We start from the raw sequence: 25849 nt of genomic DNA, 5'->3' as shown, positions 1-25849 counted from the left end.
CGCCGAGCTGCAGGACGCGCTGGTCGAGACCTGGGATGCACTCGGCATCCCCTACGGCGCAGCAGGCCGCCCTGCCGTCGCCGAGAGCGATCGCATCGTTCCGCTCTTGGTAAACCAAGCAGGAGGGTGACACCAAAGGCGCCGCACTTGACCTGACGCAATGCGCGCCGGTTGCCGATGGTTGAAAAGGAAACGGACCGAACAAATTCAACGGGTCTCGACCATGACGCATCCTGTTTCACACACGTTCATAGCGCATGCCGCCGAGCAGGCGCAGCAATGGGTAAACGAACTCGCCAAGGATTTGGATTGGAACGAACAGAGCGCATTCCGGTTATTGAAATCAGTGTTGCATGCTTTGCGCGACTGGCTCTCGCCAGAGGAAATGGCGGATCTGTCGGCCCAGTTGCCAACACTGATCAGAGGGATTTACTTCGAGGGGTGGAACCCGGGCGAACCGGCGTGGGAGCATAAGAAGCGCGACTTCGTCATCTGTGTCAGGAACAGCTTCGGCTACGAGCCGGAGATCGACATCGACAAGGCGATCGCGGCGGTGTTCAAGCTTCTCGACCGCCATATTTCCCACGGCGAGATCGCCCAGGTCCGCAATTCGATGAAGAAGTCGCTCCGTCAATTATGGCCACAGGGATGACCGATGTTTCGCGATCGCCAGGAAGCCGGACAGAAACTCGCTGCTGAGCTGGCCAAGCTCCAGCTGCGGGATCCGGTTGTTCTCGCCTTGCCGCGAGGCGGCCTTCCTGTCGCCGCTGAGGTGGCCAAGGCTCTCAAGGCGCCTCTGGACCTGATCCTCGTTCGCAAGGTCGGCGCGCCGGGCAATCCGGAACTGGCCGTTGCCGCTATCGTGGACGGAGACCCTCCGGACGTCGTTCTCAACCGGGAGATCGTGGAGGCCTACTCTCTCGATGATGACGAGCTTCGCGTCCTGATCGCAAGGGAACGTCCGGAACTCGAGCGGCGTCGCAAGGCGTATCGCGGCGAGCACGCGTCCCTGTCGGTTGCGGGAAAGACGGCGATCATCGTCGACGATGGGGCAGCTACCGGAACGACGGTGAAGGTCGCCATCCGCGCGCTGAAACGTCGTTCGCCGCGTGAAATCGTTGTCGCCCTTCCCGTCGCGCCGCCGGAGACGCTGAGCGAGCTTGCCGCTGAGGCGGACTGGGCCGTCTGCCTCAGCCAGCCGCCGCATTTCCGCGCGCTCAGCCAACACTACCTGGATTTTCCTCAACTTTCGGACGGCCAAGTGATCACAATCCTGGACGAGGCCGCTCGAATGCAAAGCGCCGGGCGACGTGGCGGTCCGAAACTTGCCGGCGACGCGAACACGAAAAGGCGCGCCGCGAATGCAAAGAAATAGGAGGCCGCGCCAATGCTCATCCGCACGCTTTCCACTCTGGAATGCACCAAAATACTGACGGCCAACCGTGTCGGTCACCTGGCCTGCGCGAAGGATGGGCAACCCTATATCGTTCCGCTCTACTACGCACACGCGGACAATCACCTCTATGCCTTTTCCATGATGGGCAAGAAGATCGACTGGATGCGCTCCAACCCGCTGGTGTCCATGCAGGTGGACGAACGCGGCACGGGGCGAGGGTGGAAAAGCGTGCTCGTCACCGGCCATTATGAAGAGCTCCCCGACCGGATCGGACACAAGGTCCAGCGCGATCACGCCTGGGCCGTCTTGAGCAAACACGCCGATTGGTGGGAGCCGGGCGCGCTCAAGCCGGAAACGTCCCAGGACGCGGAACATCTTTCCCACGTGTTCTTCAGGATTTCCATCGCGAAAGTTTCGGGGCGCGAGGCGGTGGAGAGCTGATCCTTACCGTTATGGGGCTGAACGGAAGCTGCGCGATCACCGGCGAAGGATCGACGCGGGTCGCACCGGCCGCGTGAGCGATTCCGTTCGACGTCTTTGATCGAAATCAAACACCTCCCAGCCTTGTTCGGTCATATGTTCAGAATCAGGCACTTAGGTAATTCACTCAATGACCAATGCTATTGCGAGGCTTGTCGACACGTGCAACGCCGAAAGAAAGAAGGGATCGGACTTTCCAACGATCTGGAGGACCGTACTGAAGGCGCATCCGTATGTTCGCGGACTGCCGATTCAAGACAGCGGAAAGGATGGTCCTGTGTTGAGGGTTCCTCTGATCACCGGCCAGTTTCTGGTGTTTTTGGGCTCGCATTTTTCTCTTTTGTAGCTCGGCGCCCAGACATCCCAAGCCGATCAGCAAAGCGTTAAGGCGCGTCGCGTCGAAACGGATTCGAGCGACACGCTTCAAGCCTGTGTTTTGATGCGTGTCGTTTTGCCAAAAGCGCCGCGCACCTTTGGGCGCCATTAATCAGCTTTGGCGGAAATCGCCGGAGATGCTCAACACTATCAGGATGGCTCCGAGAGAAATCAATACGGACGGGCTTCCCGTCCAGTCGACAACCGCCGCCAAGACACTGGTGGCTCCGCCGGCCAAGGCGGAACGCAGGATTGTCTCAAGCCAGCTCTGCACGGGCTCTATCCCGGGATAGGCTGGGGCCGCGCATCGTCAAGCTGCCGCGGAGCAGACTTTCCACTGCCGCGATCCGATCGGACGACAGATGAGACAGTTCGATTTCCCGGGCGAGGTCGGCTGCAAATGCGCGGAACGGCGCAAGATTGACGGAAGGAACGCCGATCAGCACGGGGACGGAAAGTTCGAACGCCTTCGCCATCAGGGATCTGAAGCCGCCACCTTCGGCTTCGGTCTTTCCGAATTTGCAGAGAACCAGGAGATCGGTCCGGCCGGACAACGCCGCTTCGGCGGCTTCGCAGGCGCGCAACAGCCGATCGGTGTTCAAGACGCAGCCTCGGGCATGGGGGCCTCGATCGTCGGATATGCCGTAGAGCTTGCCTGTCGCGAGATCCCGCAGATGCATGTCACATTTCACGCGATCCGGTTTCTTTTCGCTCAGCTGGACCAGGCCGGCCAATCGCATGCCTCGTTCGGCCATGATGGCGGTAATTTCCTGCAGGAATGCCTCGAACTCCGATCCGTTCGAGTAAACGATCGCGGTAATGGGACAGTCGCCCTGCATGATGGATCTCCTTCAACTGGAATTCTTGCCTGTCGAGCGGCATGATTTCAGTCCGTCATCGACAGGCCGGGCTGCCGACGCGAACCGTCACGTCTCGCTCACTGCAGGCAGCGCCTTTTCGAGAATCGCGCGCATGGCGGCGAGGCCCGGATCCTGGGAACGGTTCATGAGACCGATGAGCTGGGTCCACAGATCGTCGGAGGCGGTGTCGATGAAATTGCGGACGGCCGAACCGACGATATCGGTTGGCGAACGACCGGACTGATCGGCGGCCGCGGCCAGGCGCCCAAGGAAAGCCGGATCGTCGAAAGCGGCAACGATGGCCATGGCTGCTTTCGGGTCTTCCAGCGAGGCAATGAGGTTCCCGAGCATCGCCTCCTCCTCACTGCACCAGCGGCGAGGATGCGCCGTCGATGGCAATGCCCCTGATATCCGCCCGGCCGATAAGCAGAGAGACATATTGCGCCGTCGCCTGGCGGCTGACGTGCTCGGCCAGGTAGGACGCGATGCGTTCCCGCACGGCCTCGAACGGCAGCTGGCGGCCATCGATGCGCCGCGTCAGGCGGATGAGATGGACGCCGTAGCGCGTCTCCACCGGCGGCGAAATATCGCCCGGGGCGAGATCGATCAGAGCGGCCTCGAATTCCGGCGTCGTGTCAGCCGGCACGATCTGGCCGAGACTGCCGCCAAGGGCTGCCGAGGGGCAATCCGAGCAGTCCCGCGCCAGCGCCGCGAAACGCTCGGGCGCCGCAACCAGGCTGGACCTCAGCGCCAGCGCCTTTTCAAGCGCGGCGGCAAAGGCCTCGCGATCATCGCGGCGGGCCGCTATGAGAATATGGTCGGCTTCATAAAGCGCCGGCGTCATGAAACGGCGAAGATTGTTCTCGTAGAAGCGCCGCAGCATCTCCTCGTCCGCCTCGGGAACGCAGACCTCGCGCTCAATCAGGCCGCGCACCAGCGCGTCTTCGACGGTCTCCCTGCGTCCATCCTCGTCGGTCCGCTGGTCCACGGCGATATCGAGACGCCGCGCCTCCTGCAGGAGCAACTCGCGAATGACGAGCGCACGGGTCGCGGCACGCCAGCCCTCGCCGGGATTGCGGGCGGGAAAATTCTGCACCTCGGCGGCGATCGCCTTGCGCGATATCGCCACCCCGTTGACGGTCACCGGCGTCATCGCCACGCGCTCGCGCGACGGCGTCGTGTCGAGGGCTGCAGGTCGGTGTTCGTGTGGATGCTCGGACGATTTGCGACCAGCCGAGTGATCGATGACGAGCGCGGCCATGATCTACTCCGCGGGCTGGTGGGAGGGAGCGGCAGCGGGCCGCCGCACTGGCGCGGACGACCGCACCGCAGGCGCTGGCGCGGGCGGCCGGCGAGCTGCGAAGCGTGTGCGCACGACCTGATAGCCGGGACGGCCGAGATACCAGACCGGCGCGCTCCACACATGGACCAGCCTGGTGAACGGGAAGACCAGGAAGATCGTCATGCCGAGCAGCAGATGCGCCTTGAAGATCGGATTGACGTCGGCGACATAGGCCGCGGCTGCCGGCTGCAAGGTGAGAATGCCTTGTGCCCAGTTCATGAATTTCACCATCTCGTGGCCGTCCATGTGACCGAGCGAGACGAAGATGGTGGAAAGACCGAGGGTGAGCTGCAGCCAGAGCAGCAGCAGAATTGCAATGTCGCCGGGGGCGGACGTGTTGCGGATGCGCGGATCGAACAGCCGGCGATGGGCAAGAAGCGCGATGCCGATGAAGCAGGCGACACCGGCGATGCCGCCGACGGTGATGGCCAGTCCCTGCTTGAAGCTGTGCGAGACGCCAAGCGCATCGAAGACCCAGATCGGCGTCAGCAGGCCGACGAAATGGCCGCCGAAGATCACCAGGATGCCGACATGGAACAGGTTGGAACCCCAGCGGAGCTGACGCCGCCGCAGCAGCTGGGAGGAACCCGTCTTCCAGGTATACTGCTCGCGGTCGAACCGGATCAGGCTGCCGAGCAGGAAGATCGTCAGGCAGAAATAAGGATACCAGCCAAAGAGCGCGGCGTTGATTGTGTCGGACATAACTTCCCTCCGTCAGGCAACGCTGTTGCGCGCATCGCGATGGGCGGCGCGCATCTGGATTCTCAGACGATCGACGGAACAGCCGTCCGTCGCATTCCCGGGACCGAATGCGACGGCGGTCTCTTCCCAGGCGGCGTCGATGGCCGCCAGGTCGTCGGGCTCGTCGATTTCGGCGGCGCCCGCGACGATGGCGGGCTCGCTGGCAATCGAGCGTAAGGCCGTGAACACGGCGGCATAGCCTCCACTCCGCTTGGCGAGCCGCTCTTCCAGCAGCGAGAAGATGTGGGCGGCTTCATTGAGCAGGCCGCGCGCCTCTTCGAGCGGACGAGCGGAAAGAAACTCCAAGAAGAGCGGGATGAAGTCGGGCAATTCGTTTGCCGCGACGACAAGCCCGCCATGCCGGTAATGTTCGGCCAGGTCGACCATCGCCTGGCCGCGATCGCGGCTCTCGCCGTGGATGTGTTCGAAGAGATGCAGCGAGTGGCGGCGCGTCTTGTCGAACAACTCGACGTAGCGCTCCTGGAGATCGTAGAGATCCAAGGTGGCCAGATCGGCAAGCAAGGGCTCCAGCTGCTTGCCTGCTTCGTCCGACACCAATCCCTCGGCGGAAATCGCCGCGGCGATTTCCGAGATCGCCGCGCAAAGCTCCTCCGTCGGATACGAAAGGAGCGCCGAAAGCGCCTTGAAGGTCGTGTTCGAGAGCGGCGCCGGCATCACGCGATCTCCATCGGGTTTGTCGGCCGCTTGGTCTGCTTGGTGCCGAAGAGGTTGGTCTCCGTGGACCCGCCCGAGCAGCCGTTGCCGAAGGAGAAGCCGCAGGAGCCGCGCATGTCCTGCGCGTCCTCGCTCCACTCGCGGTGTGTCGTCGGGATGACGAAGCGATCCTCGTAATTGGCGATCGCCATCACCTTGTACATTTCGTCGATGGCCGCACCCGTCAGGCCGACCCGCGCCGCGATCGATTCGTCGAGGCGGCCGTCGATCGTCTTTGCCCGCATATAACTTCTCATCGCCAGCATGCGTTCGAGCGCGAGAGCCACCGGCTCCTCATTGCCCGCCGTCAGCAGATTGGCGAGATATTGGAGCGGGATGCGCAGGCTGCGCACGTCGGGCATGTCGCCGTCCAGTCCCATCTTGCCGGCGGCCGCCGCCGACTGGATGGGCGAAAGCGGCGGAACGTACCAGACCATCGGCAGGGTGCGGTACTCCGGGTGAAGCGGAAAGGCGATCTTCCACTCCATCGCCATCTTCCAGACCGGCGACAATTTGGCCGCCTCCAGCCAGTTGTCGGGGATCCCGTCGGCGCGGGCCTGGGCGATGACGGCCGGATCGTTCGGATTAAGGAAAACGTCGAGCTGCGCCTGATAGAGGTCCTTCTCCTCAGGAGTGCTGGCAGCCGCCTCGATACGGTCGGCGTCGTAGAGGATCACGCCGAGATAGCGGATGCGACCGACGCAGGTTTCCGAACAAACCGTCGGCTGGCCCGCCTCGATGCGCGGAAAGCAGAAGATGCACTTTTCCGATTTGCCCGACGACCAGTTGTAGTAGATCTTCTTGTAGGGACAGCCGGAGACGCACATGCGCCAGCCGCGGCACTTGTCCTGATCGATCAGGACGATGCCGTCCTCCTCGCGCTTGTAGATGGCGCCCGACGGGCACACCGCGGCGCAGGCCGGGTTGAGGCAGTGCTCGCACAGTCGCGGCAGATACATCATGAAGGTGTTTTCGAACTGGCCGTAGATGTCCTTCTGGACGCCCTCGAAATTCACGTCCTTCGACCGCTTCTCGAACTCGCCGCCGAGGATCTCCTCCCAGTTCGGTCCCCATTCGATCTTTTCCATTCGCTCGCCGGTGATGGCCGAGCGGGGACGGGCCGTGGGGAAAGCCTTCGATTCCTTCGCTGTGTGCAGGTGTTGGTAGTCGAACGTGAACGGCTCGTAATAGTCGTCGATCTCCGGCAAATCAGGGTTTGCGAAGATGTTGGCAAGGATGCGCCACTTGGCGCCTATCTTCGGCTCGATGCGGCCGTTCTTCTTGCGCCGCCAGCCGCCGTTCCATTTCTGCTGGTTCTCCCACTCCTTGGGATAGCCGACGCCCGGCTTGGTCTCGACATTGTTGAACCATGCGTATTCGACGCCTTCCCGGTTGGTCCAGACGTTCTTGCAGGTAACCGAGCAGGTGTGGCACCCGATGCACTTGTCGAGGTTCAGCACCATCGCGATCTGAGCGCGGATCTTCATTCTGCGGCCTCCTTGGGAGCCTGGGCTTGCAGGGGTTCCTCGAGCCAGTCGACGGCCGCCATTTTGCGGACAACGATGAACTCGTCGCGGTTGGAGCCTACGGTTCCGTAGTAGTTGAAGCCGTAGGCTTGATGGACGTAGCCGCCGATCATGTGCGTCGGCTTGAGCACCGTGCGCGTCACCGAGTTGTGGATGCCGCCGCGGTTGCCGGTCAGTTCGGAGCCCGGCGTGTTCACGATCTTCTCCTGCGCGTGATACATCAGCATCATGCCCTGCTTGACGCGCTGGGAGACGACGGCGCGGGCCGTAAGCGCTCCGTTGGCGTTGAAGACCTCGACCCAGTCGTTGTCGACGATGTCCGCGGCCTTGGCGTCGGTCTCGGAAATCCACACGACCGGGCCGCCGCGATTGAGCGTCAGCATCAGGAGATTGTCGGTATAGGTGGAGTGGATACCCCATTTCTGGTGGGGTGTTATGAAGTTGAGGACAATCTCCTTGTTGCCGTTGGGCCTGAGCCCCTTGACGGCAGGAATGGTCTTCAGATCGACCGGCGGCTTCCAGGTGACGAAGCCTTCGCCGAAGGCCCGCATCCACAGATGGTCCTGGTAGAGTTGCTGACGCCCGGTCAGTGTGCGCCACGGGATCAGTTCGTGGACGTTCGTGTAGCCGGCGTTGTAGCAGACCTTCTCGCTCTCGATGCCGGACCAGGTCGGCGAGGAGATGATCTTGCGCGGTTGGGCCTGAATGTCGCGGAAGCGGATCTTCTCATCTTCCTTCGGGATGGCGAGATGGGCATGGTCGCGGCCGGTCGCCTTGGAGAGCGCCTCCCAGGCCTTGACCGCGACTTCGCCGTTGGTTTCCGGCGCAAGCATCAGGATGACCTCGGTGGCGTCGATGTCCGTCTCGATCTTCGGCATACCCTTGGCGGTGCCGGCGGCCTGGACGCCGTTGAGCGCGCCGAGCGCCTCGACCTCATGCGCCGTGTCCCAGCCGATGCCCTTGCCGCCGTTGCCGACCTCGGTCATCAGCGGGCCGAGCGCGGTGAAGCGGGCGTAGAGGTTCGGATAGTCGCGCGTAACGACGCTCACCGCCGGCATCGTCCTGCCCGGGATCGGTTCGATCTCGCCGCGCTTCCAGTCGGCGACATCGAAGGGCTGTGCGATCTCGCCGGGTGTGTCGTGCTGGATGGGGGTGAGGACTACGTCCTTCTCCACGCCCAGCACCTCCGGCGCGACCTTGGAAAAGGCCCTGGCAAGGCCCTTGTAGATATCCCAGTCCGAGCGCGCTTCCCAGGCAGGGTCCACCGCCGCCGACAGCGGATGGATGAAGGGATGCATGTCGGAAGTGTTGAGATCGTTCTTCTCGTACCAGGTCGCTGTCGGCAGCACGATGTCGGAGTAGACGCAGGTCGTCGACATGCGGAAGTCGAGCGTGACCAGAAGGTCGAGCTTTCCCTGCGGCGCCTCGTCGTGCCAGACGACCTCCTTGTTGCGCACCTTGCCCTCGGCGCCGAGATCCTTGCCCATGACGCCGTGCCTGGTGCCGAGCAGGTGCTTCAGGAAGTATTCGTGGCCCTTGCCGGAGGAGCCGAGGATGTTGGAGCGCCACACGAACATGTTGCGCGGCCAGTTGGCCGGATCGTCCGGGTCCTCGCATGCAAGGTCGAGCTCGCCCAACTTCAGCGCCCTCGCCACATAGTCCTTGACCTCGAGGCCGGCCGCCGACGCACGCTTGGTTATGTCGAGCGGATTCTGCTTCAACTGCGGCGCGGAGGGCAGCCAGCCCATGCGCTCGGCGCGGACGTTGTAGTCGATGAAGCTCTGGTTCCAGTCCCCTTCGGGCGCTGTCGGCGACAGTATCTCCGCTGCCGTCAGGGTCTCGTATCGCCATTGGTCCGTGTGGGCGTAAAAGAAGGACGTCGAGTTCTGGTGGCGCGGGGGGCGCGCCCAGTCGAGCGCGAAGGCGAGCGGCGTCCAGCCGGTCTGCGGGCGCAGCTTTTCCTGGCCGACATAATGCGACCAACCGCCGCCCGGCTGGCCGACGGCGCCGCAGAACACCAGGAGATTGATGATCCCCCGGTAATTCATGTCCATGTGGTACCAATGGTTGAGACCTGCGCCCAGGATCACCATCGAGCGCCCGTTGGTCTTTTCGGCATTGGTGGCGAACTCGCGCGCCACGGTGACGATGGCGTCGCGCTTCACCCCGGTGATGCGCTCGGCCCAGGCGGGCGTGAACGGCACGTCGTCGTCATAGGAAGAGGCGACATTGGCGCCGCCGAAGCCGCGGTCGAGGCCGTAATTGGCCATGAGCAGGTCGTAGACCGTCGCGACCTTCACCGGCCCGTCGACCGTCTTGATCGTGCGGATCGGGATGTTGCGGGTCAGGATCTCGCCATGCTCGGTGGCCACGAAATGCTCGCTCGCGCGGCCGCCGAAATACGGAAAGTCGACGGCGGCGATGTCAGCTCCCTCGCCGGCAAGGGTGAGCTTCAGCCGAACGTCCCGCCCCTTGCCGTCCTTTTCCTCGAGATTCCACTTTCCTTGCTCGCCCCAGCGGTAGCCAGCCGACCCGAGAGGCGCCACCAGCGCGTCCGTCGCCTCGTCGATGGCGACCGTCTTCCATTGCGGGTTGTTCTTCTCGCCGAAGGCTCCCCTGATCTCCGATGCGCGCAGCAGACGCTCCGGGACGAGCCTGCCGTCGCGCTCGGCAAGGCGCACCAGGAAGGGCATGTCGGTGTAGCGCCGGGCATAGTCGTCGAAATAGGCGACGCTGCGGTCGAGGTGGTATTCGCGTAGGATGACGTGGCCCATGGCGAGCGCCAGCGCGGCGTCGGTTCCCTGCTTCGGATTGAGCCAGATGTCGGCGAACTTCGTCGCTTCGGCATAGTCTGGCGAGACGACCGCGCTCTTGGTGCCCTTGTAGCGCACCTCGGTGTAGAAGTGCGCGTCGGGTGTGCGCGTCTGCGGCACATTGGAACCCCAGACGATGATGAAGCCGGCATTGTACCAGTCGGCGCTTTCAGGAACGTCGGTCTGCTCGCCCCAGGTCTGCGGGCTTGCCGGCGGCAGGTCGCAGTACCAATCGTAGAACGACATGCACACGCCGCCGAGCAGCGACAGATAGCGCGAGCCCGCCGCGTAGGAGACCATCGACATGGCGGGGATCGGCGAGAAGCCGATGATGCGGTCCGGGCCATGGTTGCGGGCGGTGTAGGCATTGGCCGCGGCAACGAGCTCGTTCACCTCGTCCCAGGTGGCGCGCACGAAGCCGCCATGGCCGCGGATCGAGATGTAGGACTGGCGCTTGTCCGCATCCTCCACGATCGAGGCCCAGGCCGCTACGGGCGTCATCTTGGCGCGGGCGGCCCGCCACAGCTTCAACAGCCGGCCGCGGATCATCGGGTATTTCACCCGGGCGCCGGAATAGAGATACCAGCTGTAGGAGGCGCCGCGTGCGCAGCCGCGAGGCTCGTGGTTGGGCAGATCGGGCCGCGTGCGCGGATAGTCGGTCTGCTGCGTCTCCCAGGTGACGATGCCGCCCTTGACGTAGATCTTCCACGAGCAGGAGCCGGTGCAATTCACACCGTGGGTGGAGCGCACGATCTTGTCGTGCTGCCAGCGCTTTCGGTAGCCGTCTTCCCAGGAGCGATCCTCATTGGTCACGATCCCGTGGCCGTCGGAAAAACTGTCGACGGTCTTGCGAAAGAAGGTTAGCCGGTCGAGAAAATGCGACATTGCTTGGTCCCTGGTTATTCGGCTGCGGCCGGATGGACGGGCGCGCCGCGCTTGGCGCGCTCGATGTCGTGGAGAAGGCCGCCTTTGCGCGTGTAGACAGCCCAGGTGATGGCTAGGCAGCTCACGTAGAACAGCAGGAAGGCCCACAACGCGGCGTTCGGCGAGCCGGTGAGCGCGATCGAGGTGCCGTAGCTCTTCGGGATGAAGAACGCGCCGAAGGCCGCGATCGCCGAGGTGAAGCCGGTGATGGCTGCGGACTCCTTCTCCGCCTGCTGGCGACGCGCTTCCGCGTTGGCCTTGGGCAAAAAGCGGCCCATCTCCTTGGCCATGATCGCCGGGATCATCTGGAACGTGGAGGCGTTGCCGACGCCGGTGGCGAAGAACAAGAGCAGGAAGGCCGCGAAGAAGCCCGGGAACGCGCCCGGCTGATCCTTGACGCCGATGAACCACAAGACCCCGGCAACACCTGCGATCATCAGCACGAAGGCCCAGAAGGTGACGCGCGCGCCACCATATCGATCCGCGAGCCAGCCCGAACCGGAGCGTGAGACAGCGCCGACGAGCGGGCCGAGAAAGGCGAACTGGAGTGCGTTGACGTCCGGAAACAGCATCTTCGTGAGCAGCGGGAAGCCTGCCGAATAGCCGATGAAGGATCCGAAGGTGCCTGTGTAAAGCCAGCACATGATCCAGTTGTGACGGCGCTGGAAGATCACGGCCTGCTCGCTGAAGGATGCCTTGGCCGAAGCGATGTCGTTCATGCCGAACCAGCTCGCGAAGGCCGAGATCACGATGAACGGGACGAAGACGAAGCCGGCGTTCTGGAGCCAGAGCGGCGCATCGCCGGTCGGCCCCTTGACCATGGCCGGATCGCCGCCGAGCCAGCCGAATATCCCGGTGGTGATGGCCAGCGGCACGACGAACTGGACGACGCTAACGCCGAGATTGCCGAGGCCGGCGTTGAGCGCAAGCGCATTCCCCTTTTCCGCCTTCGGGAAGAAGAAGGAGATGTTGGCCATGGAGGAGGCGAAGTTGCCGCCGCCGAAGCCGCACAGGAGCGCCAGTATCAGCAGCACGACATAGGGCGTGTCGGGATTCTGCACCGCATAGCCGATGCCGACGGCCGGTATGATGAGTGACCAGGTCGTAAGCGTCGTCCAGAGCCTGCCGCCGAAGATCGGCACCATGAAGGAATAGAAGATGCGCAGCGTCGCCCCGGAGAGTCCGGGCAGCGCGGCGAGCCAGAAGAGCTGATCCGTGGTGAAGGTGAAGCCGACGAGCGGAAGCTTGGCGACGACGACCGACCACACCTGCCAGATGGCGAAGGAAAGCAGCAGCGCCGGGATCGAAAGCCACAGATTGCGCTTCGCGATACGGCGGCCGGTCTCGGCCCAGAAGGTCTTGTCCTCCGGACGCCAATCGGTAAGGGCGCCGCCGGACCGGGTCTTCGCGACGGGCTCGGGCATGTCCTGCATTTCGGGGAAGGGCGGGAGCTTGGCGAGGGCTTCGCCAACGGTTCCGCGCTCCATCTGGCGGATGGCCATATGCATCCACAGCAGCGCGCCGGAGACCAGCATGAAGAGCGCCATGAAGCAGCTCGTCCAGAGGCCGGTCAGGTCAAGCAGTAAGCCGAACAGGATCGGCAGCACGAAACCGCCGAGGCCGCCGATCATGCCGACAAGCCCGCCGACCGAACCGACATGGTTGGGATAGTAGACCGGGATGTGCTTGTAGACGGCCGCCTTGCCGAGGGCCATGAAGAAGCCGAGCACGAAGATCGTGACGATGAAGCCGAAAAGGCCCATTTCAAAGTGGAAGGAGGTCGTCGTGCCGTTGACGCCGTGGACGATATAGTCGGTTGGCGGATAGGACAGGACGAAGGTCGCCACGACCGAAACGAAGAAGGTCCAGTAGAGCACGCGGCGGGCGCCGAAGCTGTCCGAGAGGTGTCCGCCATAGGCGCGAAACAGGCTCGCCGGCACCGAGAAGAAGGCTGCGATCATGCCGGCGGTCTTGATGTCGAGGCCGTAGACATTGATGAGATATTGCGGCAGCCAGAGCGCGAGCGCGACAAAAGCGCCGAACACGAAGAAATAGTAGAGCGCGAAACGCCAGATCTGGACGTTCTTCAGAGGCTCGAGCTCGAGCCAGGCGCTTTTCGGCTTGATGCCGGAGCGTCGGCGTTCGACGATGACCGGGTCGTCGGCCGTGGTGAGCCAGAAGATGACGGCCATGACGACGAGGGCCGCCGCCCAGACCTGCGCCACGGCCTGCCATCCGAAGGCGACGAGCACGAAGGGGGCGAGGAATTTGGTGACTGCGGCACCGACATTGCCCGCGCCGAAGATACCGAGCGCCACACCTTGTCTTTGCGGCGGAAACCAGCGCGACACATAAGCCACGCCGACTGAAAAGGAACCGCCGGCGATGCCGACGCCGAGGGCGGCGACCAGCATCTGCGGATAGGTGTGAGCGTAGGACAGCAGATAGGTAGCGGCAGCAGCTGCAAGCATGTTCGCCGTGAAAACGATCCGGCCGCCGTAACGGTCGGTCCAGATGCCAAGCGCGACCCGGAGTAGCGACCCCGTCAGGATCGGCGTGCCGACAAGCAGGCCGAACTGCGTCTCGCTAAGGCCGAGTTCCTGGCGGATGCGAATGCCTATGATGGAGAAGATGGTCCAGACCGCGAAGCAGACCGTGAATGCGGCCGTGCTTGCGCCCAGGATTTGACCGGACTTCTCATTCACGGTCGTTTTCATTGTCGGCAGCCTCTTCGACAGTTGGCCTCAAGATCGGAGGCCAACATGGCTAAGCCGGCACCGCGCAGCATTGATCCAAATCAATGCATGGCGTGACATTTGTCACAGACGATACAGAAGGTGACGGGAAAGCCTCGATTGGAGAAGAACTTTGTTGGATGAAACGATGTATGAGGGCGCGGCGCCCGAAGAGTTGCCGCTGTTTCGGGGGCTACCCGCATCCCGCCGAACCGACCTGTTGCGAAATGCCATGGTGCACAGCGTGTCACCAGGCACCGTTTTGTTCGAACAAGGCGATGTGCCGAACTTCCAACTGATCGTGCTCACGGGGTCCGCGCAGTTGTTTGGACGGTCGGCCGAAGGTCGTGAAGTCCTGATCGAGGCCGTCCGGGCGCCGGATCTCATCATCCCTGCCGCTGTCCTGACCGGTGCGCCTTATCTCATGCAGGCCAGGGTGCCCGAGCCTTCGCGGTTTTTGTTGATCCATGCGGCGGTGCTTCGCGCGGCCGTCGACGCCGATCCCTTGCTGGCGCATGCCGTGATCGGAAGCCTCGCGCACCAATTTCGACGCATGGTCCGTCAGATCAAGAACCTCAAGTTGAGAACCGCGACCCAGCGTGTCGGATGTTACCTCCTGGCGCTGTCGAAGCGGCAGGGGACGCCGGACCGAGCCGTGCTGCCGTTCGAGAAGACGCTCATCGCCTCCGAGCTCGGCATCACGCGCGAGTCATTTTCCCGCGCATTGTCGAGCCTGGCACAGTCGGGCATCAGGGTCGACGGCCAGACGATCGCAATCCTCGATGCGCCCCGCCTTGCCGCCGAATGCACGCCCGACCCGCTCATCGACGGAGCGGACGCCGAGGACTTTGCAATCTGACTGAGTGTCGCGGCTGGCCCGCCATTATCGCGAATGTCGAGGAATGCGCCGGTCGGACCGTTGACCTTAGGCCAACGGATTCGGTTGACCCAGATCAACGCCAGCAGGTCAATCTGGAGGTCTCTTTGGCTGTCGCCGGCAAATGCCGAGGGGCGATTTGCAGTTTTCGCTTCGCGGCCCCGGGTCCCGGTTGATGTCGTTGGGTCAGGGAAATGACGATCGGAAGCAGTGGCTCGAATGCGGCGCAGCCGGAACTGAATCTGGCCGATATGTCACCGGCCTACTTCGCGCTGGTCATGGCCACCGGCATTGTGTCTCTCGCGGCCTCCATGATGGAGCACCCGAACCTCGCGCTCGCGTTGTTCTTTCTCAACATCGGGCAATATGCCGTCCTGTGGCTGCTGTATGCCCTGCGGGCCTGGCGTTATCCCCGGCGGTTTTTCGGCGACATGGTCGCTCATCTTGCCGGACCGGGCTATTTCACGACGGTGGCAGGCACCGGCATCCTGGCGAGCCAGTTCATGATCCTGGGCGAGAACATTGCCGCAGGCGCGGCCTTGTGGACGTTGGCCATCGTTCTGTGGGTCTGCCTGACCTACACGATCTTCACGGCTTTCACCGTCAAGCGCGAAAAACCCACTCTCGACAAGGGTATCAACGGCGGCTGGCTGCTGGCGGTGGTGGCGACACAAGCCCTGTCCGTATCCACGGCACTGCTTGCCGCGCGCATCGACCAACCCTATCGGCTCGAACTCAATCTGATGGCTTTGTCCATGTGGCTGTGGGGCGGCATGCTCTACATCTGGATGATGTCGCTGATCTTCTACCGCTATGCGTTCTTTCGCTTTTCGCCCGGCGATCTGGCGCCGCCTTATTGGATCAACATGGGCGCGATGGCGATTTCGACACTCGCCGGATCCTTGCTGATACTGAACGCGCCGCACGCGCCGTACCTGATGTCCCTGCTGCCTTTCCTGAAGGGCTTCACGGTCTTCTACTGGGCGACCGGAACCTGGTGGATCCCTATGCTGCTTTTGCTGGGGGTCTGGCGCTATGGCTACGAGCGTTTCCCGTTCGAGTACGATCCATTGTATTGGGGAGCGGTATTTCCGCTCGGCATGTACGCCGCTTGCACGTGGCAAATGGACCGCGCCATGGAATTCGGTTTTCTGTCGGTCCTGCCCCGTGCGTTCTTTTACATCGCCCTGGCAGCGTGGACGGTGACGTTCGTCGGCATGGTGCGTTCACTGGCGCGCGGCTTGCTGGGCGCGCGGAGATGACGTCGTGGTCGGGAGAGCTCGACTCCCAGAAAACCTCACGCTCTTTGCGCTGGCGCAAAGAGCCGATCGATCCGGCGAATAAGTAGACAATCATAATCATGTTATCGACCTGTCGATCCGGAACAGGCCGAGACCCGTTTCAATGCCAATCCGGAGATACCCTCTTAAGGCACAGGTCCGTGCCGTCGGTAGCCAGGAGCCCGGCATGTCACGTCAGGTGATTTTGTTCTCATCCATCGCGGCCCTATTGGCCGGCGCTTCGAGCGCTTGCGCGATGGAATATCCTATCGGCACGCCTCAGCTCCTGAACGGCATGGAAATCGGCGCCGTGTATCTGCAGCCGATCGAGATGGAGCCGGCCCATATGATGAAACCGGCCGCCGATTCCGATATTCATCTCGAGGCCGATATCCATGCGATGAGCGGCAATGCCAACGGCTTTGCCGAAGGCGATTGGATCCCCAACCTCAAAATCGAATATCTGCTGACCCGGCTCGACAACAATCAGCAGACCGGCGGTGTTTTGATGCCCATGGTCGCCAGTGACGGCCCCCACTATGGCGACAACGTGAAGCTGATGGGGCCAGGCAAATACAGCCTGAGCTACACAATTTCCTTCGGCGAATCCGGCGGCGCCCGGCAGTTCGGGAGGCATGTCGACAAGGAGACGGGCGTGGCGGCGTGGCCCGCCCCCTTCCGCGTCGAATATGAATTCACCTTTGCCGGCGTGGGCAAGAAGGGCGGCTACTAGCGAGGGCCGGCTTCCCGTGATCCCTCGTCCCGTATCGCCCTGAAACGCAAAGGAAATGCGATGGATAGCGCTTCTATCGGTCTGGCGGCGATTGTTGTCGGAGCCTGCCTGCTGGCGAGCGCCGCAGTCGCGGATGAAAGTCTCATCTTCGTCGTCGACCTCAAGGATGGGGCAATCACTCCGCCATCCCTCGAAGTGCCGGCCAACGCGCAGTTCAGACTGGAGCTTCGCAACAGCGGGTCCAGCCCCGCGGAATTCGAAAGCATCGAATTGCGCAAGGAGAAGGTGCTGGGGCCTGGGGCGAATTCGTTTATCGTGATCCGACGCCTCGACCCCGGCGAGTACCGGTTCTTCGACGATTTTCATCCCGACATGCCGCCTGCCACGCTTGTCGCCAAGGAGCCGGCGCCTCGATGACTGCTCTGTTCGGACAGGTCGCCTTCGTGGTTTGGCGGGAGAGCACGGAAGCAATTCTGGTTGTCGGTATTCTGCAAGGATGGCTTGCGCATCACGCGGGCGCCAAAGCTGCGACAGCGCGATATCTCCTGTGGACCGGCGTCGCCGCGGGACTGGGCGGAGCCCTTCTGCTGGCCGGGGTCATCTTGTTCCTCGAGAGCCTGCTGGACGGGGAGCGCGCGGACTATTTTCAGATCGGCATGGCCACACTCGCCGCCTTGCTCATACTGCAGATGGTGGTCTGGATGCACCGGCAAGGCAGAGGGCTCAAACGGGATCTCGAACGCGGCGCCGAGCGGGCCCTGACCGCCGGCAATTGGGTGGGACTGTTCCTGTTGGCGGCAGTCGCCGTGATGCGGGAAGGCAGCGAAACGGTCGTTTTCCTCTACGGCCTCCTGGCATCCGCCAGGCAAACGACACTTCCCGGAACGCTGGCGGCCGCCGCCGCTGGATTTGCCTTCGCTGCCGCATCCTACTGGCTGATCCACGTCGCCGCCAAACGCTTCCCCTGGAAAGTCTTCTTCCGGGTGAGCGAAGTTCTTCTGTTGTTTCTGGCGGGATCGCTTTTAATGACCGCGCTCGACCGCGCCATCGGGTTGGAGCAGGTCCCGCCGCTGTCCGGGGCAGTTTGGGACACGTCCTGGCTTCTGGACGATACAGGCAGGCTGGGAGGCCTGGTTGCGAACATGACGGGCTATCGTGCCCGTCCCGAACTTGCAACCATCCTGGCCTATGCAATCTACTGGATTGCCGTGCTTGCGCTGCTGCGTTCCCCGCGCCCGCGTCGTACGCAACCGTGTCCATGACGATAACGATCGTTCCGCGGCACGCCCCGTCCGTTCAACCCGACGATGTCTGGCGCAAGGTCGGCGATTGGCTGCAACGCCATCAGGCGACGATTCGGATGACGCAATGGACGATGGTGCTCGTGTACAGCGTTCTCTTGATCGTGCCCGTTTTCCTGCCGCTTCCGGACCGTGCGGCTTATCTGTGGACCAACTTCACGCGCTTCGCCCAATTCGTCTTCTGGGGCGTCTGGTGGCCGCTCGTGCTCTTGAGCACCGCGCTGGTCGGGCGGATATGGTGCGGTATCCTCTGCCCGGAAGGAGCGATAAGCGAATTTGCCAGCAGCCGCGGGCGCGGCAGGGCTATACCGCGCTGGCTGATGTGGCCCGGCTGGCCCACCGTCGCATTCGCCTGCACGACGCTCTACGGCCAGATGACGAGCGTTTATCAATATCCCGCTCCGACGCTCCTCATGCTCGGCGGCTCGACCCTGGCGGCCGCGCTGATCGGCTTTCTCTACGGGCGCAACAAGCGCGTGTGGTGCCGCTATCTCTGCCCGGTCAGCGGGGTTTTCGGCCTGCTGGCAAAGCTCGCCCCGCTGCATTTCCGGGTCGACCCGCCGCTTTGGCAACTTTCGCAGCTCTCGGGGATCAAGCCAAAGGCGGTCAATTGCGCGCCGCTCGTGCCGATCCGGACCATGCGCGGCGCCAGCGACTGCCACATGTGCGGGCGCTGCAGCGGTTTTCGCGGGGCAATTCGTCTGGCTCGCCGCTCGCCAAACCACGAAATTGTCCATGTCGCCGGCGCCGCCGCGAAGCCCTGGGAAACAATCCTGATCGTGGTGGGCTTGATGGGGCTGGCCGTCGGCGCGTTTCAATGGTCGGTCAGCCCGTGGTTCGTGCACGCGAAGATATGGGCGGCGGAACGGCTGATCGAAAACGGGGTGACCTGGCCGCTCGAAACCACGGCGCCGTGGTGGGTCCTGACGAACTATCCCGGCGACGTGATGACGCTTCTCGACGGAGCCGTGCTCATCGCCTATGTGCTAGCGGCGGCCCTCGCTTGCGGCGCGTCGACGTTTTCCTTGCTGGCTCTAGCCGCGCGCGGCCTTGGCCCGTGGCGAACGCAGGTATTTCATCACCTTGCTCAGTCGCTCATTCCCTTGGCGGGCGCCGGCGTCTTCCTTGGCCTTTCCAGCCTTACGGTCAGCCAATTGCGGTTGGATGGGATATCGCTGCCGTTCGTGGACCCGCTGCGCGCTGCGATGCTGACGATGGCGGCCTTTTGGTCCGGGGTTCTGTGCTGGCAGGTGACGGGAATTTACAGCCAGGAACCTGCCCGACGGGTCCTCGCACTATCCCTGGTCGGGCTGGCGATGATGCCGGCCGTGGCGGGATGGGTCCTGCTTTTCTGGATCTGGTAGGCTATCTCAGGTCAACTCCGAAAAGGGTCCGGCGATAGGCCGTCAGAAACAGGCCAAACGCGGCAATCCACAAAGCGCCGGAAAAGCTTGCCAGCGGGCCGATATAGCCAGGCAGCACTTCGATCAGCAGGCGCGACAGGCAGCAGGCCGTCATTGCCGCGAGCGCCCCGCTCGCAAGAGCCGAGGGCATGAAGGCGAGACGGCTGTGCTTGCGGATCATGCTCGCCATGATGGCAAGAACCATGGTTCCGATAGCGCCGATGGTCCACGCATGAACAGCGGTCGCCTGGCCCAGCACTACCGGGGCGAAGATATGGATGGCCAGCAATCCAAACCCCACGACGATCCACCCATACCCGATGTGAAGGCCAAGCACCGTCGACGATGACAGGCTGCGCCAGCCTTTCCATTGCGCGGCCCGGACCGCTTGGCTGAGGCCGGCAAGAGCACAGGCAATGCCGGTGAGTTGCGCCTCCGGCGCAACGACCCACGAACAAAGAGCACAAATCGTCATCAACGCTGCCGCGTACTCCGCGGACGCGGTGCGGGACAGGACAATTTGACCGCCGGCGCTCTCGACATAGGCCACGGTCAAGGCCGGCACGACGCGCCCTCCGATGATGACGACCAGACCGATGATCGAGACGAGCGCCAGTCTCAGCGCAAGTTCAACCTGGTACGATGCCGCAACGAGTGCATCGCTGCCGCAAAAAACGGCCAGCAGAAGCAGTATCTTGAAATTGCGGCGATCCCGACCGGCGATCACTGCGCTGGCCGCGATCAACCACAGCGCGAGAATCCAAATCGCCGAGAACGCAAGCCCGAAGGACGGAGACAGGAACAAGAACGCTACACGGCTGCAGGCCCATAGGAGAATGAGCAGATGCGTCGTGCCCGACCGCACCGCGCGATGTCCCGTCCAGCGCGGCAGCGCTGTCAGCAGGAAGCCGGTCAACACTGCCGGAACCATTCCGAACAGAAGCATGGCGCGGTGCCAATCGCCGGCAGAGATTCCCGTCGGACCGAAGGCTTGTATTCCGAACGCTGAGGGCAACCAGCCACCGGCGCCCACGATGGCATCGACGGCAGCCACGAGAAAGAACGGTCGAAACGGCAGATGCGCCGGATTCATCCTGGGGGTCTTGGAGTTGCCGTCAGCATCCATGCGACCGTCCTCTCGAATGGCTCCCGCATCGCCCGCCATTGGATGGACCGCAAGGAAGGACACGCATGGCGCAATAGGTGCGAGGATCGATTTGGTGTTTGCTCCAGCGCAAACATCCCTCAGAAGCATCGACTATCTTGAGGATTGTTCTGAAAACGGTCTGGTTCCCGGCCCGGACGCGTCTCGTTCTTCTCGGCCAGATCATCCCGGGCACATGTCAGTTGCGCAACGACTCCAGACGGGATTGGCCGCGACGGGAGAAGAAGAAAGATGAAGCACGGCCTTTCCGAAAACGGCGCTGGAGAAATGGTGAACGCCGTCGCCCGGCTGACAAGCATGATCGATGAGGCACGGTTGGACTGCGAGTGCCGTTCCAAGCTCGACGAGACGCTGTCCCGCTTCGCCACCCAGGAAATCGAGCGTGCGGCTCGCGAACATCTCGCTAACGCTCGCGAGCAGCGCCGGCGCATCGCAGCCATCGTGTTGTTCCTGCAGGATCTCGACAGGATAGGAGCAGTTGAACGGGACCGCACCGTTTACCTGGACTTCGCCCTTCTCTTTGATGACATCGCAGCCCTTGCAAAGGAGGGGTCGCTTTCAATGCGGCAACTCGGTCAATTCGCCGCGCTCGCCATGGTTGGACGGTAGCCCGAGACCTGAGCCGCTGGTCATCGAGCCGGTTCTCGTCTGCCGATTTCGATCAGCCATTCCGGTGGGCCAATCTCAAGGCAAACCCAGACGAGGTCGCCAGCAAAAGACGACTCGAACTGACGCTTCAGTCGGCCGGGATCGAAGTCCAGAATCACCGAGAATGTCTGGCCCGGTTCGAGGCCATCGAACATCGACATGATGGCCGACTGCTTCCTTGCCGCATGAAGTCGCCTCACATCATATGGCTCGACTTTCTGCTCCCTACAATCCGCCGGAGCCTTTCCCCCCATTGGGCAGCTCCATCAAAACAATTGACGGGTTGCGACGTTCTTTTCGCCCCATCTGGTCAGCTTGTCGCCGGGGTCCACGCCAGCCCAGTTGACCAGTCGTGCCGCCATCTCGACGACCATCGCCTCGATCGAAGCCGGCTTGACGTAGAATGGCGGCACAGGCGGCGCGATGATCGCTCCCATCCGCGTCAGTTTCAGCATCGCATCCAGATGCCCTTCATGCAGGGGCGCCTCGCGCGGCACGACCACCAACCGGCGCCTCTCCTTCAGCACAACGTCGGCTGCCCTGGTAAGAAGGTTGTCGCCCAGGCCGTGCGCCATCGCCGCAAGGGTCCGCATCGAGCATGGCACGACGATCATGCCCTCCGTCCTGAAAGAGCCGCTGGCAATGGGCGCAGTCAGGTCCTGGTGGGAGTGGGTGTGGTTGGCGAGCGAGGCAAGCTGTGCCAATCCGTCGGCGCCAAGCTCGTAAGCAATGGTCATGCGCGCGCTCTTTGAGGTGACAAGATGCGTTTCCGCTCCACCTCTGACCAATTGGCGTATGGTCTCGAGGGCCAGCACAGAGCCGGACGCGCCGGTCACCCCCACTATTATCCGTTTGGTCATTTCTGCACCGAACCGGCTGCCTGCGGGAAAAGCTCCTCCCAGCGCTCGGAGACCCTTTCAACGATATGAGGTGACATCTTCAGCTCCTTCCCCCACTCACGGGATGTTTCGGACCCGATCTTGCATGTCGCGTCGAACCCGATTTTTCCGCCAAGCCCTTCCAGCGGCGACGCGAAGTCCAGGGAGTCGATAGGTGTGCGATCCAGCGTCATCAGGTCGCGCGAGAAATCCATGCGGGTGGCGACCGCCCACAGCACGTCCGACCACGACCGGATGTCGATGTCGTCGTCCACCACGACGACCATCTTGGTCATCGAGAACTGCGGCAACAGGGACCAGAACCCCATCATCACCCGCCGCGCCTGTCCGGCATATTTCTTAACGATCGATATGACTGCGATCCTGTAGGAGCAGGCTTCCGGCGGCAGCCAGACGTCGAGAATTTCCGGTATCTGCTGCCGCAGCAGCGGCTTGTAGACGTCGAGCAGCGCGTCGGCGAGGACGGACGGCTCGTCGGGCGCACGCCCGGTGAAAGTGGTGAGATAGTTTGCGCCGTCCCTCAGGCGAATACGCTTGAGCTTGAAGACGGGAAAATGCTCCGCGCCGTTATAGTATCCGGTATGGTCTCCGAAAGGACCTTCCTCCGCCGTTTCGTTTGGTGAAACGGTTCCCTCGAGCACGATCTCGGCACTGGCGGGGATATGGAGTTCGATGCTCTTGCATGGAGCCAGCCCAACCCGTCGGTCGTTGATCAATCCGGAAAGCGACAGTTCCGATACGCCTTCGGGCGCCGGCATCGCCGCTGCTATCAATGTCGCGGGATCCGCGCCGATGACGACGGCGACGGGCATCTCCAGCCCCCTCGCCTGCCACATGCGATGGTGGGCAGCACCGCCTCGCATTGGCAGCCATCTTATGATCGCCCGATCCCGGGCGATTACCTGCATCCGGTATATGCCCAGATTGTATCTGCCGGGATCATCCTCGCCCGGTGGCCGGGTGACGACCACCGGCCAGGTGATGAGAGGACCGGCGTCCTCCGGCCAGCAGGTCTGTATCGGAAGGATTGCGAAATCCCGTTCCGCATCCCTCCATGTTCTTGACGACGAAAGGATCTTCGGGCGAGCCGCCAACGCGCCGCGCGCAGCAGAGAACATGTGGCGGGCCTGACGCAGGTTCTGCGGAACTTGCGGGGATCGCATCCACGCCAGCAGCGCGCCGAGCGTTTCCAGCCCGCGAATATCCGTGCCGAGCCCCCAGGCGACACGCTCCCGCGTCCCAAAGATATTTGCCACGGCCGGGAAGGACGAACCCGCCCCCCGGTCGTCCGTCGGCATGGTCATGCGCAGCGCCGGTCCGTGCGCCGCGATCACCCTTTTATGTATCTCCGTCAGCTCGAACCGCGTCGACACCGGGGCGCGGATTTCGCGAAGCTGGCCCTTCCCGTCCAGGTACGAAAGAAAGGAGCCGAGATCGGAGAACTGGGGAAGAAGGCGATAATGCATGGCGAAATCCGGCACGACCGGTCCGTCGGCGACATCGTTTTCTCACCACCGCCGCCCGAGAACTTTGATCTGGAGCAAAGAACGGGCGCTTTCTGCACCGTAGCATTCAGCGATCCGCTCGCTTGAAGCGGCGAGCCCAAAGGCAGTGCAGGAAGGCGTTTTCAAATGGCGAGCAACCCAATCATCGACACCTGCCGGTCTGCAATCGCCGTTTTCAAGGATCGTCGACGGAGCAAGGCCGCGAGAAGGGAATTCTGGGCGCTTGGACAGGAGGAATGCACAGGCATGCTGAATGACATCGGCATGTCGCCCAGCGAATTCGATGATGCCATGCATCTGCCTTATGCCGCGGAGGATTTCCTCACGCTGGCGATGCTTTCAGTCGGGATCGATCCCGACGACTTTCATACGCTGGAGTTCGCGCATGACCACTTCATGTCCCGAACCTGCATCACATGTCCCAATCGCCGCAGATGTCACAGTCATATGCAGGCCTTCGATTTCGAGAGCCACTATCGGGATTTTTGCCCCAATAGGGATAATTTTTCGAAGCTGCTCGGCAAGAGATGCGATGCCTAGCCGGCCGCAAAAAATTCATGATCGAACGCAGCCCGGACAGCGATTGAAGATGCGGCCGCCAAACGCCGAGCCAATGTTACCAGGATTTGTTCGTCACCTGTTTCCGACAGTCGCAGGGCTGCCGCTCGGGCCGTTGCTGACATTGTCCTTGCGCTCGCTTGCCGGACGGCGCCCCGGCCTTTTCGAGCGCCTGGGCGAATACCGATCGTCCTGCTTCGGTATCGATCCCGTGGACCTTGCATTCGCATTTTGCGTGGTCCCGGACGGACAACGATCGAGCGTCCGCGTCGTGAGCAAAGATGGGACTGCCGGGTCGGACGTGCTGATCAGGGGACCGCTTCTGGCCCTGTTGGGCCTGCTTGACGGCACGCTTGACGGCGATGCGCTTTTCTTCAGCCGGGTGATCTCGATAAACGGACGCACGGAAGCGGTGCTCGCCCTGAGGAACACGATAGAGGATGCCGAGCTTCGTCCGGCGGACCTGCTCGGGCTGCACGGCATCCTGGCCCGCTGTGTCGATACGGGTGTTCTTGGCGCCCTGAGCGTCGCGCGCCGATTGGCCGAAAACAACTCCAGCGAGACGCAGAAAGCATGACGACCGCACGCATGGAACTTGTCTGTCCGGCGGGGACTCCCGCTACGTTGAGGGCAGCCGTCCAGGCGGGTGCGGACGCGGTTTATTGCGGATTTCGCGATGAAACGAACGCCCGCAATTTTCCCGGGCTCAATTTCTCCCGAGGTGAACTTGCCGAGGGCGTGCGCTTTGCCCACGGCCATGGCAGCAAGGTGCTGGTCGCGATCAATACCTTCGCGCGCGTCGACGATGTCGACATCTGGAAGAAGGCTGCCGACGCAGCGGCCGAAAGCGGCGCGGATGCCATCATAGCCGCCGATTTCGCGGTCCTTGATCATGTGGCAAGGAACCACAAGCAAATCCGCCTTCATCTGTCGGTGCAGGCTGCCGCGGCAACGCCGGAAGCGATCGGATTCTATGCGGCTCATTTCGGCATCCGCCGCGTGGTGCTTCCAAGGGTTCTTTCGCTTCAGGAGATAGCGGCGCTGAACCGCGCGATCGACGTGGAAACCGAAGCCTTCGTTTTCGGCGGCCTTTGCGTGATGATCGAGGGACGCTGCTATCTGTCTTCATACGCGACGGGAAAATCGCCGAATCTCAACGGTGTCTGCTCGCCGCCCGAGATGGTGAGCTATGACGAAGGGCCGAGCGGCACAACGGCGCGGCTGTCGGACTTCACGATCGACCGGTACGGACACGGCCAGCCGGTGGGTTATCCCACTCTCTGCAAGGGCAAATTCAAAGCCGACGGCAAGACGTCCCATCTGTTTGAGGATCCCGTCAGCCTGAACGCCGGCGGCATGATTTCAGGCTTGAAGGCCGCCGGGGTGACTGCGTTGAAAATCGAGGGACGCCAGCGCGGCAAAGGCTATGTAAGCGAGGTCGTGCGCGCCTTCAGGAAAGCCGTCGACGCCGTCGAAACGGGCGGCGACGCCGTCGATATCGACCGGCTTCTCGCCGGCCAGTCGGAAGGGGCTCGGCAGACGGCGGGTGCTTACGAGAAGAAATGGAGATAGCC

General features: G+C 62.7%; 25 protein-coding genes. 13 read left to right on the top strand and 12 right to left on the bottom strand.

All coding sequences use genetic code 11. The annotated features are described in order from the left end of the window. The first annotated feature begins 223 nt into the window (after positions 1 to 223). Genes RFN28_RS31075 through RFN28_RS31065 form a run of 3 tightly spaced genes read left to right on the top strand, consistent with a single transcriptional unit; the run spans position 224 to position 1837 of the window. A complete protein-coding gene (locus RFN28_RS31075) occupies positions 224 to 652 on the top strand; it encodes a DUF2267 domain-containing protein (protein WP_320290966.1) in 429 nt (142 codons plus the stop codon). A gap of 3 nt (positions 653 to 655) precedes the next feature. Beyond that, positions 656 to 1375 carry a phosphoribosyltransferase gene (locus tag RFN28_RS31070; RefSeq protein ID WP_320290965.1) on the top strand — a complete coding sequence of 240 codons (720 nt, stop codon included), beginning with the start codon at positions 656 to 658 and terminating at the stop codon, positions 1373 to 1375. Positions 1376 to 1387: 12 nt separating this feature from the next. Continuing rightward, positions 1388 to 1837: a pyridoxamine 5'-phosphate oxidase family protein gene (locus RFN28_RS31065; protein ID WP_320290964.1), complete on the top strand. Its 450-nt coding sequence runs from the start codon at positions 1388 to 1390 to the stop codon at positions 1835 to 1837. A gap of 671 nt (positions 1838 to 2508) precedes the next feature. Here RFN28_RS31065 and RFN28_RS31060 read toward each other — a convergent pair. The 8 genes from RFN28_RS31060 to RFN28_RS31025 all read right to left on the bottom strand — a co-directional run bounded on the left by RFN28_RS31060 (position 2509) and on the right by RFN28_RS31025 (position 13888). Next, on the bottom strand, positions 2509 to 3090 hold the full coding sequence (locus tag RFN28_RS31060) for a DUF2478 domain-containing protein (RefSeq protein ID WP_320290963.1): 582 nt from the start codon (positions 3088 to 3090) through the stop codon (positions 2509 to 2511). Between the two features lie 87 nt (positions 3091 to 3177). Continuing rightward, positions 3178 to 3417 carry a hypothetical protein gene (locus tag RFN28_RS31055; RefSeq protein WP_320290961.1) on the bottom strand — a complete coding sequence of 80 codons (240 nt, stop codon included), beginning with the start codon at positions 3415 to 3417 and terminating at the stop codon, positions 3178 to 3180. A 55-nt stretch (positions 3418 to 3472) separates the two neighbouring features. Then, the gene (locus RFN28_RS31050; RefSeq protein ID WP_320290960.1) at positions 3473 to 4372 is read right to left on the bottom strand and encodes a peptidylprolyl isomerase; all 900 of its coding nucleotides are present in this window, start codon (positions 4370 to 4372) and stop codon (positions 3473 to 3475) included. A 3-nt stretch (positions 4373 to 4375) separates the two neighbouring features. Continuing rightward, positions 4376 to 5155 carry a respiratory nitrate reductase subunit gamma gene (narI, locus tag RFN28_RS31045; RefSeq protein ID WP_320290958.1) on the bottom strand — a complete coding sequence of 260 codons (780 nt, stop codon included), beginning with the start codon at positions 5153 to 5155 and terminating at the stop codon, positions 4376 to 4378. A 12-nt stretch (positions 5156 to 5167) separates the two neighbouring features. Further along, the gene (gene narJ / locus RFN28_RS31040; protein WP_320290956.1) at positions 5168 to 5869 is read right to left on the bottom strand and encodes a nitrate reductase molybdenum cofactor assembly chaperone; all 702 of its coding nucleotides are present in this window, start codon (positions 5867 to 5869) and stop codon (positions 5168 to 5170) included. Continuing rightward, positions 5869 to 7395, bottom strand: coding sequence for a nitrate reductase subunit beta (narH, locus tag RFN28_RS31035; RefSeq protein WP_320290955.1), 1527 nt, complete (start codon positions 7393 to 7395; stop codon positions 5869 to 5871). Before narH ends, narJ begins: the two co-directional genes overlap by 1 nt. After that, complete coding sequence (locus RFN28_RS31030; RefSeq protein ID WP_320290954.1) at positions 7392 to 11132, bottom strand: nitrate reductase subunit alpha; 3741 nt, start codon at positions 11130 to 11132, stop codon at positions 7392 to 7394. Before RFN28_RS31030 ends, narH begins: the two co-directional genes overlap by 4 nt. A 14-nt stretch (positions 11133 to 11146) precedes the next feature. Next, a complete protein-coding gene (locus tag RFN28_RS31025) occupies positions 11147 to 13888 on the bottom strand; it encodes a nitrate/nitrite transporter (RefSeq protein WP_320290953.1) in 2742 nt (913 codons plus the stop codon). A 166-nt stretch (positions 13889 to 14054) separates the two neighbouring features. Here RFN28_RS31025 and RFN28_RS31020 point away from each other — a divergent pair, with 166 nt between their 5' ends. The 6 genes from RFN28_RS31020 to RFN28_RS30995 all read left to right on the top strand — a co-directional run bounded on the left by RFN28_RS31020 (position 14055) and on the right by RFN28_RS30995 (position 19461). Further along, positions 14055 to 14765: a helix-turn-helix domain-containing protein gene (locus RFN28_RS31020; RefSeq protein WP_320290951.1), complete on the top strand. Its 711-nt coding sequence runs from the start codon at positions 14055 to 14057 to the stop codon at positions 14763 to 14765. A 212-nt stretch (positions 14766 to 14977) separates the two neighbouring features. Continuing rightward, the gene (locus RFN28_RS31015) at positions 14978 to 16045 is read left to right on the top strand and encodes a tellurite resistance/C4-dicarboxylate transporter family protein (protein WP_320290950.1); all 1068 of its coding nucleotides are present in this window, start codon (positions 14978 to 14980) and stop codon (positions 16043 to 16045) included. A gap of 205 nt (positions 16046 to 16250) precedes the next feature. Further along, the gene (locus tag RFN28_RS31010) at positions 16251 to 16796 is read left to right on the top strand and encodes an iron transporter (protein WP_320290949.1); all 546 of its coding nucleotides are present in this window, start codon (positions 16251 to 16253) and stop codon (positions 16794 to 16796) included. 60 nt (positions 16797 to 16856) lie between these two features. Then, a complete protein-coding gene (locus RFN28_RS31005) occupies positions 16857 to 17213 on the top strand; it encodes a cupredoxin domain-containing protein (protein WP_320290948.1) in 357 nt (118 codons plus the stop codon). Beyond that, a complete protein-coding gene (locus RFN28_RS31000; protein ID WP_320290947.1) occupies positions 17210 to 18058 on the top strand; it encodes an FTR1 family iron permease in 849 nt (282 codons plus the stop codon). Before RFN28_RS31005 ends, RFN28_RS31000 begins: the two co-directional genes overlap by 4 nt. Then, entirely contained in the window at positions 18055 to 19461 is a 1407-nt protein-coding gene (locus tag RFN28_RS30995; protein ID WP_320290946.1) for a 4Fe-4S binding protein, read from the top strand. Before RFN28_RS31000 ends, RFN28_RS30995 begins: the two co-directional genes overlap by 4 nt. 1 nt (position 19462) lies before the next feature. On the opposite strand, the gene RFN28_RS30990 is transcribed toward RFN28_RS30995, so the two are convergent. After that, entirely contained in the window at positions 19463 to 20626 is a 1164-nt protein-coding gene (locus RFN28_RS30990; RefSeq protein WP_320290945.1) for an NnrS family protein, read from the bottom strand. A 270-nt stretch (positions 20627 to 20896) separates the two neighbouring features. On the opposite strand from RFN28_RS30990, the gene RFN28_RS30985 reads away from it, so the two are divergent. After that, positions 20897 to 21274: a hypothetical protein gene (locus tag RFN28_RS30985; protein WP_320290943.1), complete on the top strand. Its 378-nt coding sequence runs from the start codon at positions 20897 to 20899 to the stop codon at positions 21272 to 21274. Between the two features lie 20 nt (positions 21275 to 21294). On the opposite strand, the gene RFN28_RS30980 is transcribed toward RFN28_RS30985, so the two are convergent. From RFN28_RS30980 to RFN28_RS30970, 3 genes are read right to left on the bottom strand one after another with little or no spacing between them, the layout of a single operon-like run. After that, entirely contained in the window at positions 21295 to 21567 is a 273-nt protein-coding gene (locus tag RFN28_RS30980; protein WP_320290942.1) for a DUF2249 domain-containing protein, read from the bottom strand. A 12-nt stretch (positions 21568 to 21579) separates the two neighbouring features. Next, entirely contained in the window at positions 21580 to 22173 is a 594-nt protein-coding gene (locus tag RFN28_RS30975) for a UbiX family flavin prenyltransferase (protein WP_320290940.1), read from the bottom strand. Further along, complete coding sequence (locus RFN28_RS30970; RefSeq protein ID WP_430679298.1) at positions 22170 to 23678, bottom strand: UbiD family decarboxylase; 1509 nt, start codon at positions 23676 to 23678, stop codon at positions 22170 to 22172. The genes RFN28_RS30975 and RFN28_RS30970 overlap by 4 nt, the downstream gene beginning before the upstream one ends. A 285-nt stretch (positions 23679 to 23963) precedes the next feature. Here RFN28_RS30970 and RFN28_RS30965 point away from each other — a divergent pair, with 285 nt between their 5' ends. Genes RFN28_RS30965 through ubiU form a run of 3 tightly spaced genes read left to right on the top strand, consistent with a single transcriptional unit; the run spans position 23964 to position 25847 of the window. Further along, positions 23964 to 24257, top strand: a complete 294-nt coding sequence (locus tag RFN28_RS30965; protein WP_320290938.1) for a hypothetical protein — start codon at positions 23964 to 23966, stop codon at positions 24255 to 24257. A gap of 49 nt (positions 24258 to 24306) precedes the next feature. Further along, positions 24307 to 24852, top strand: coding sequence for a ubiquinone anaerobic biosynthesis accessory factor UbiT (ubiT, locus tag RFN28_RS30960; RefSeq protein WP_320290967.1), 546 nt, complete (start codon positions 24307 to 24309; stop codon positions 24850 to 24852). Next, positions 24849 to 25847: a ubiquinone anaerobic biosynthesis protein UbiU gene (gene ubiU / locus RFN28_RS30955; RefSeq protein WP_320290936.1), complete on the top strand. Its 999-nt coding sequence runs from the start codon at positions 24849 to 24851 to the stop codon at positions 25845 to 25847. The genes ubiT and ubiU overlap by 4 nt, the downstream gene beginning before the upstream one ends. Positions 25848 to 25849: the final 2 nt, after the last annotated feature.

Source organism: Mesorhizobium album, assembly GCF_033977205.1.
Lineage (GTDB): Bacteria > Pseudomonadota > Alphaproteobacteria > Rhizobiales > Rhizobiaceae > Mesorhizobium > Mesorhizobium album.
This window is presented reverse-complemented; position numbering and strand designations above follow the sequence as displayed.

What these genes read in the sequence shown, in the direction of transcription:
- RFN28_RS31075 (WP_320290966.1), top strand. Translation starts at nt 224, where the DNA reads ATGACGCATCCTGTTTCACACACGTTCATAGCGCATGCCGCCGAGCAG.
- RFN28_RS31070 (WP_320290965.1), top strand. Translation starts at nt 656, where the DNA reads ATGTTTCGCGATCGCCAGGAAGCCGGACAGAAACTCGCTGCTGAGCTG.
- RFN28_RS31065 (WP_320290964.1), top strand. Translation starts at nt 1,388, where the DNA reads ATGCTCATCCGCACGCTTTCCACTCTGGAATGCACCAAAATACTGACG.
- RFN28_RS31060 (WP_320290963.1), bottom strand. Translation starts at nt 3,090, where the DNA reads ATGCAGGGCGACTGTCCCATTACCGCGATCGTTTACTCGAACGGATCG.
- RFN28_RS31055 (WP_320290961.1), bottom strand. Translation starts at nt 3,417, where the DNA reads ATGGCCATCGTTGCCGCTTTCGACGATCCGGCTTTCCTTGGGCGCCTG.
- RFN28_RS31050 (WP_320290960.1), bottom strand. Translation starts at nt 4,372, where the DNA reads ATGGCCGCGCTCGTCATCGATCACTCGGCTGGTCGCAAATCGTCCGAG.
- narI (WP_320290958.1), bottom strand. Translation starts at nt 5,155, where the DNA reads ATGTCCGACACAATCAACGCCGCGCTCTTTGGCTGGTATCCTTATTTC.
- narJ (WP_320290956.1), bottom strand. Translation starts at nt 5,869, where the DNA reads ATGCCGGCGCCGCTCTCGAACACGACCTTCAAGGCGCTTTCGGCGCTC.
- narH (WP_320290955.1), bottom strand. Translation starts at nt 7,395, where the DNA reads ATGAAGATCCGCGCTCAGATCGCGATGGTGCTGAACCTCGACAAGTGC.
- RFN28_RS31030 (WP_320290954.1), bottom strand. Translation starts at nt 11,132, where the DNA reads ATGTCGCATTTTCTCGACCGGCTAACCTTCTTTCGCAAGACCGTCGAC.
- RFN28_RS31025 (WP_320290953.1), bottom strand. Translation starts at nt 13,888, where the DNA reads ATGAAAACGACCGTGAATGAGAAGTCCGGTCAAATCCTGGGCGCAAGC.
- RFN28_RS31020 (WP_320290951.1), top strand. Translation starts at nt 14,055, where the DNA reads ATGTATGAGGGCGCGGCGCCCGAAGAGTTGCCGCTGTTTCGGGGGCTA.
- RFN28_RS31015 (WP_320290950.1), top strand. Translation starts at nt 14,978, where the DNA reads ATGACGATCGGAAGCAGTGGCTCGAATGCGGCGCAGCCGGAACTGAAT.
- RFN28_RS31010 (WP_320290949.1), top strand. Translation starts at nt 16,251, where the DNA reads ATGTCACGTCAGGTGATTTTGTTCTCATCCATCGCGGCCCTATTGGCC.
- RFN28_RS31005 (WP_320290948.1), top strand. Translation starts at nt 16,857, where the DNA reads ATGGATAGCGCTTCTATCGGTCTGGCGGCGATTGTTGTCGGAGCCTGC.
- RFN28_RS31000 (WP_320290947.1), top strand. Translation starts at nt 17,210, where the DNA reads ATGACTGCTCTGTTCGGACAGGTCGCCTTCGTGGTTTGGCGGGAGAGC.
- RFN28_RS30995 (WP_320290946.1), top strand. Translation starts at nt 18,055, where the DNA reads ATGACGATAACGATCGTTCCGCGGCACGCCCCGTCCGTTCAACCCGAC.
- RFN28_RS30990 (WP_320290945.1), bottom strand. Translation starts at nt 20,626, where the DNA reads ATGGATGCTGACGGCAACTCCAAGACCCCCAGGATGAATCCGGCGCAT.
- RFN28_RS30985 (WP_320290943.1), top strand. Translation starts at nt 20,897, where the DNA reads ATGAAGCACGGCCTTTCCGAAAACGGCGCTGGAGAAATGGTGAACGCC.
- RFN28_RS30980 (WP_320290942.1), bottom strand. Translation starts at nt 21,567, where the DNA reads ATGGGGGGAAAGGCTCCGGCGGATTGTAGGGAGCAGAAAGTCGAGCCA.
- RFN28_RS30975 (WP_320290940.1), bottom strand. Translation starts at nt 22,173, where the DNA reads ATGACCAAACGGATAATAGTGGGGGTGACCGGCGCGTCCGGCTCTGTG.
- RFN28_RS30970 (WP_430679298.1), bottom strand. Translation starts at nt 23,678, where the DNA reads ATGCATTATCGCCTTCTTCCCCAGTTCTCCGATCTCGGCTCCTTTCTT.
- RFN28_RS30965 (WP_320290938.1), top strand. Translation starts at nt 23,964, where the DNA reads ATGCTGAATGACATCGGCATGTCGCCCAGCGAATTCGATGATGCCATG.
- ubiT (WP_320290967.1), top strand. Translation starts at nt 24,307, where the DNA reads ATGCGGCCGCCAAACGCCGAGCCAATGTTACCAGGATTTGTTCGTCAC.
- ubiU (WP_320290936.1), top strand. Translation starts at nt 24,849, where the DNA reads ATGACGACCGCACGCATGGAACTTGTCTGTCCGGCGGGGACTCCCGCT.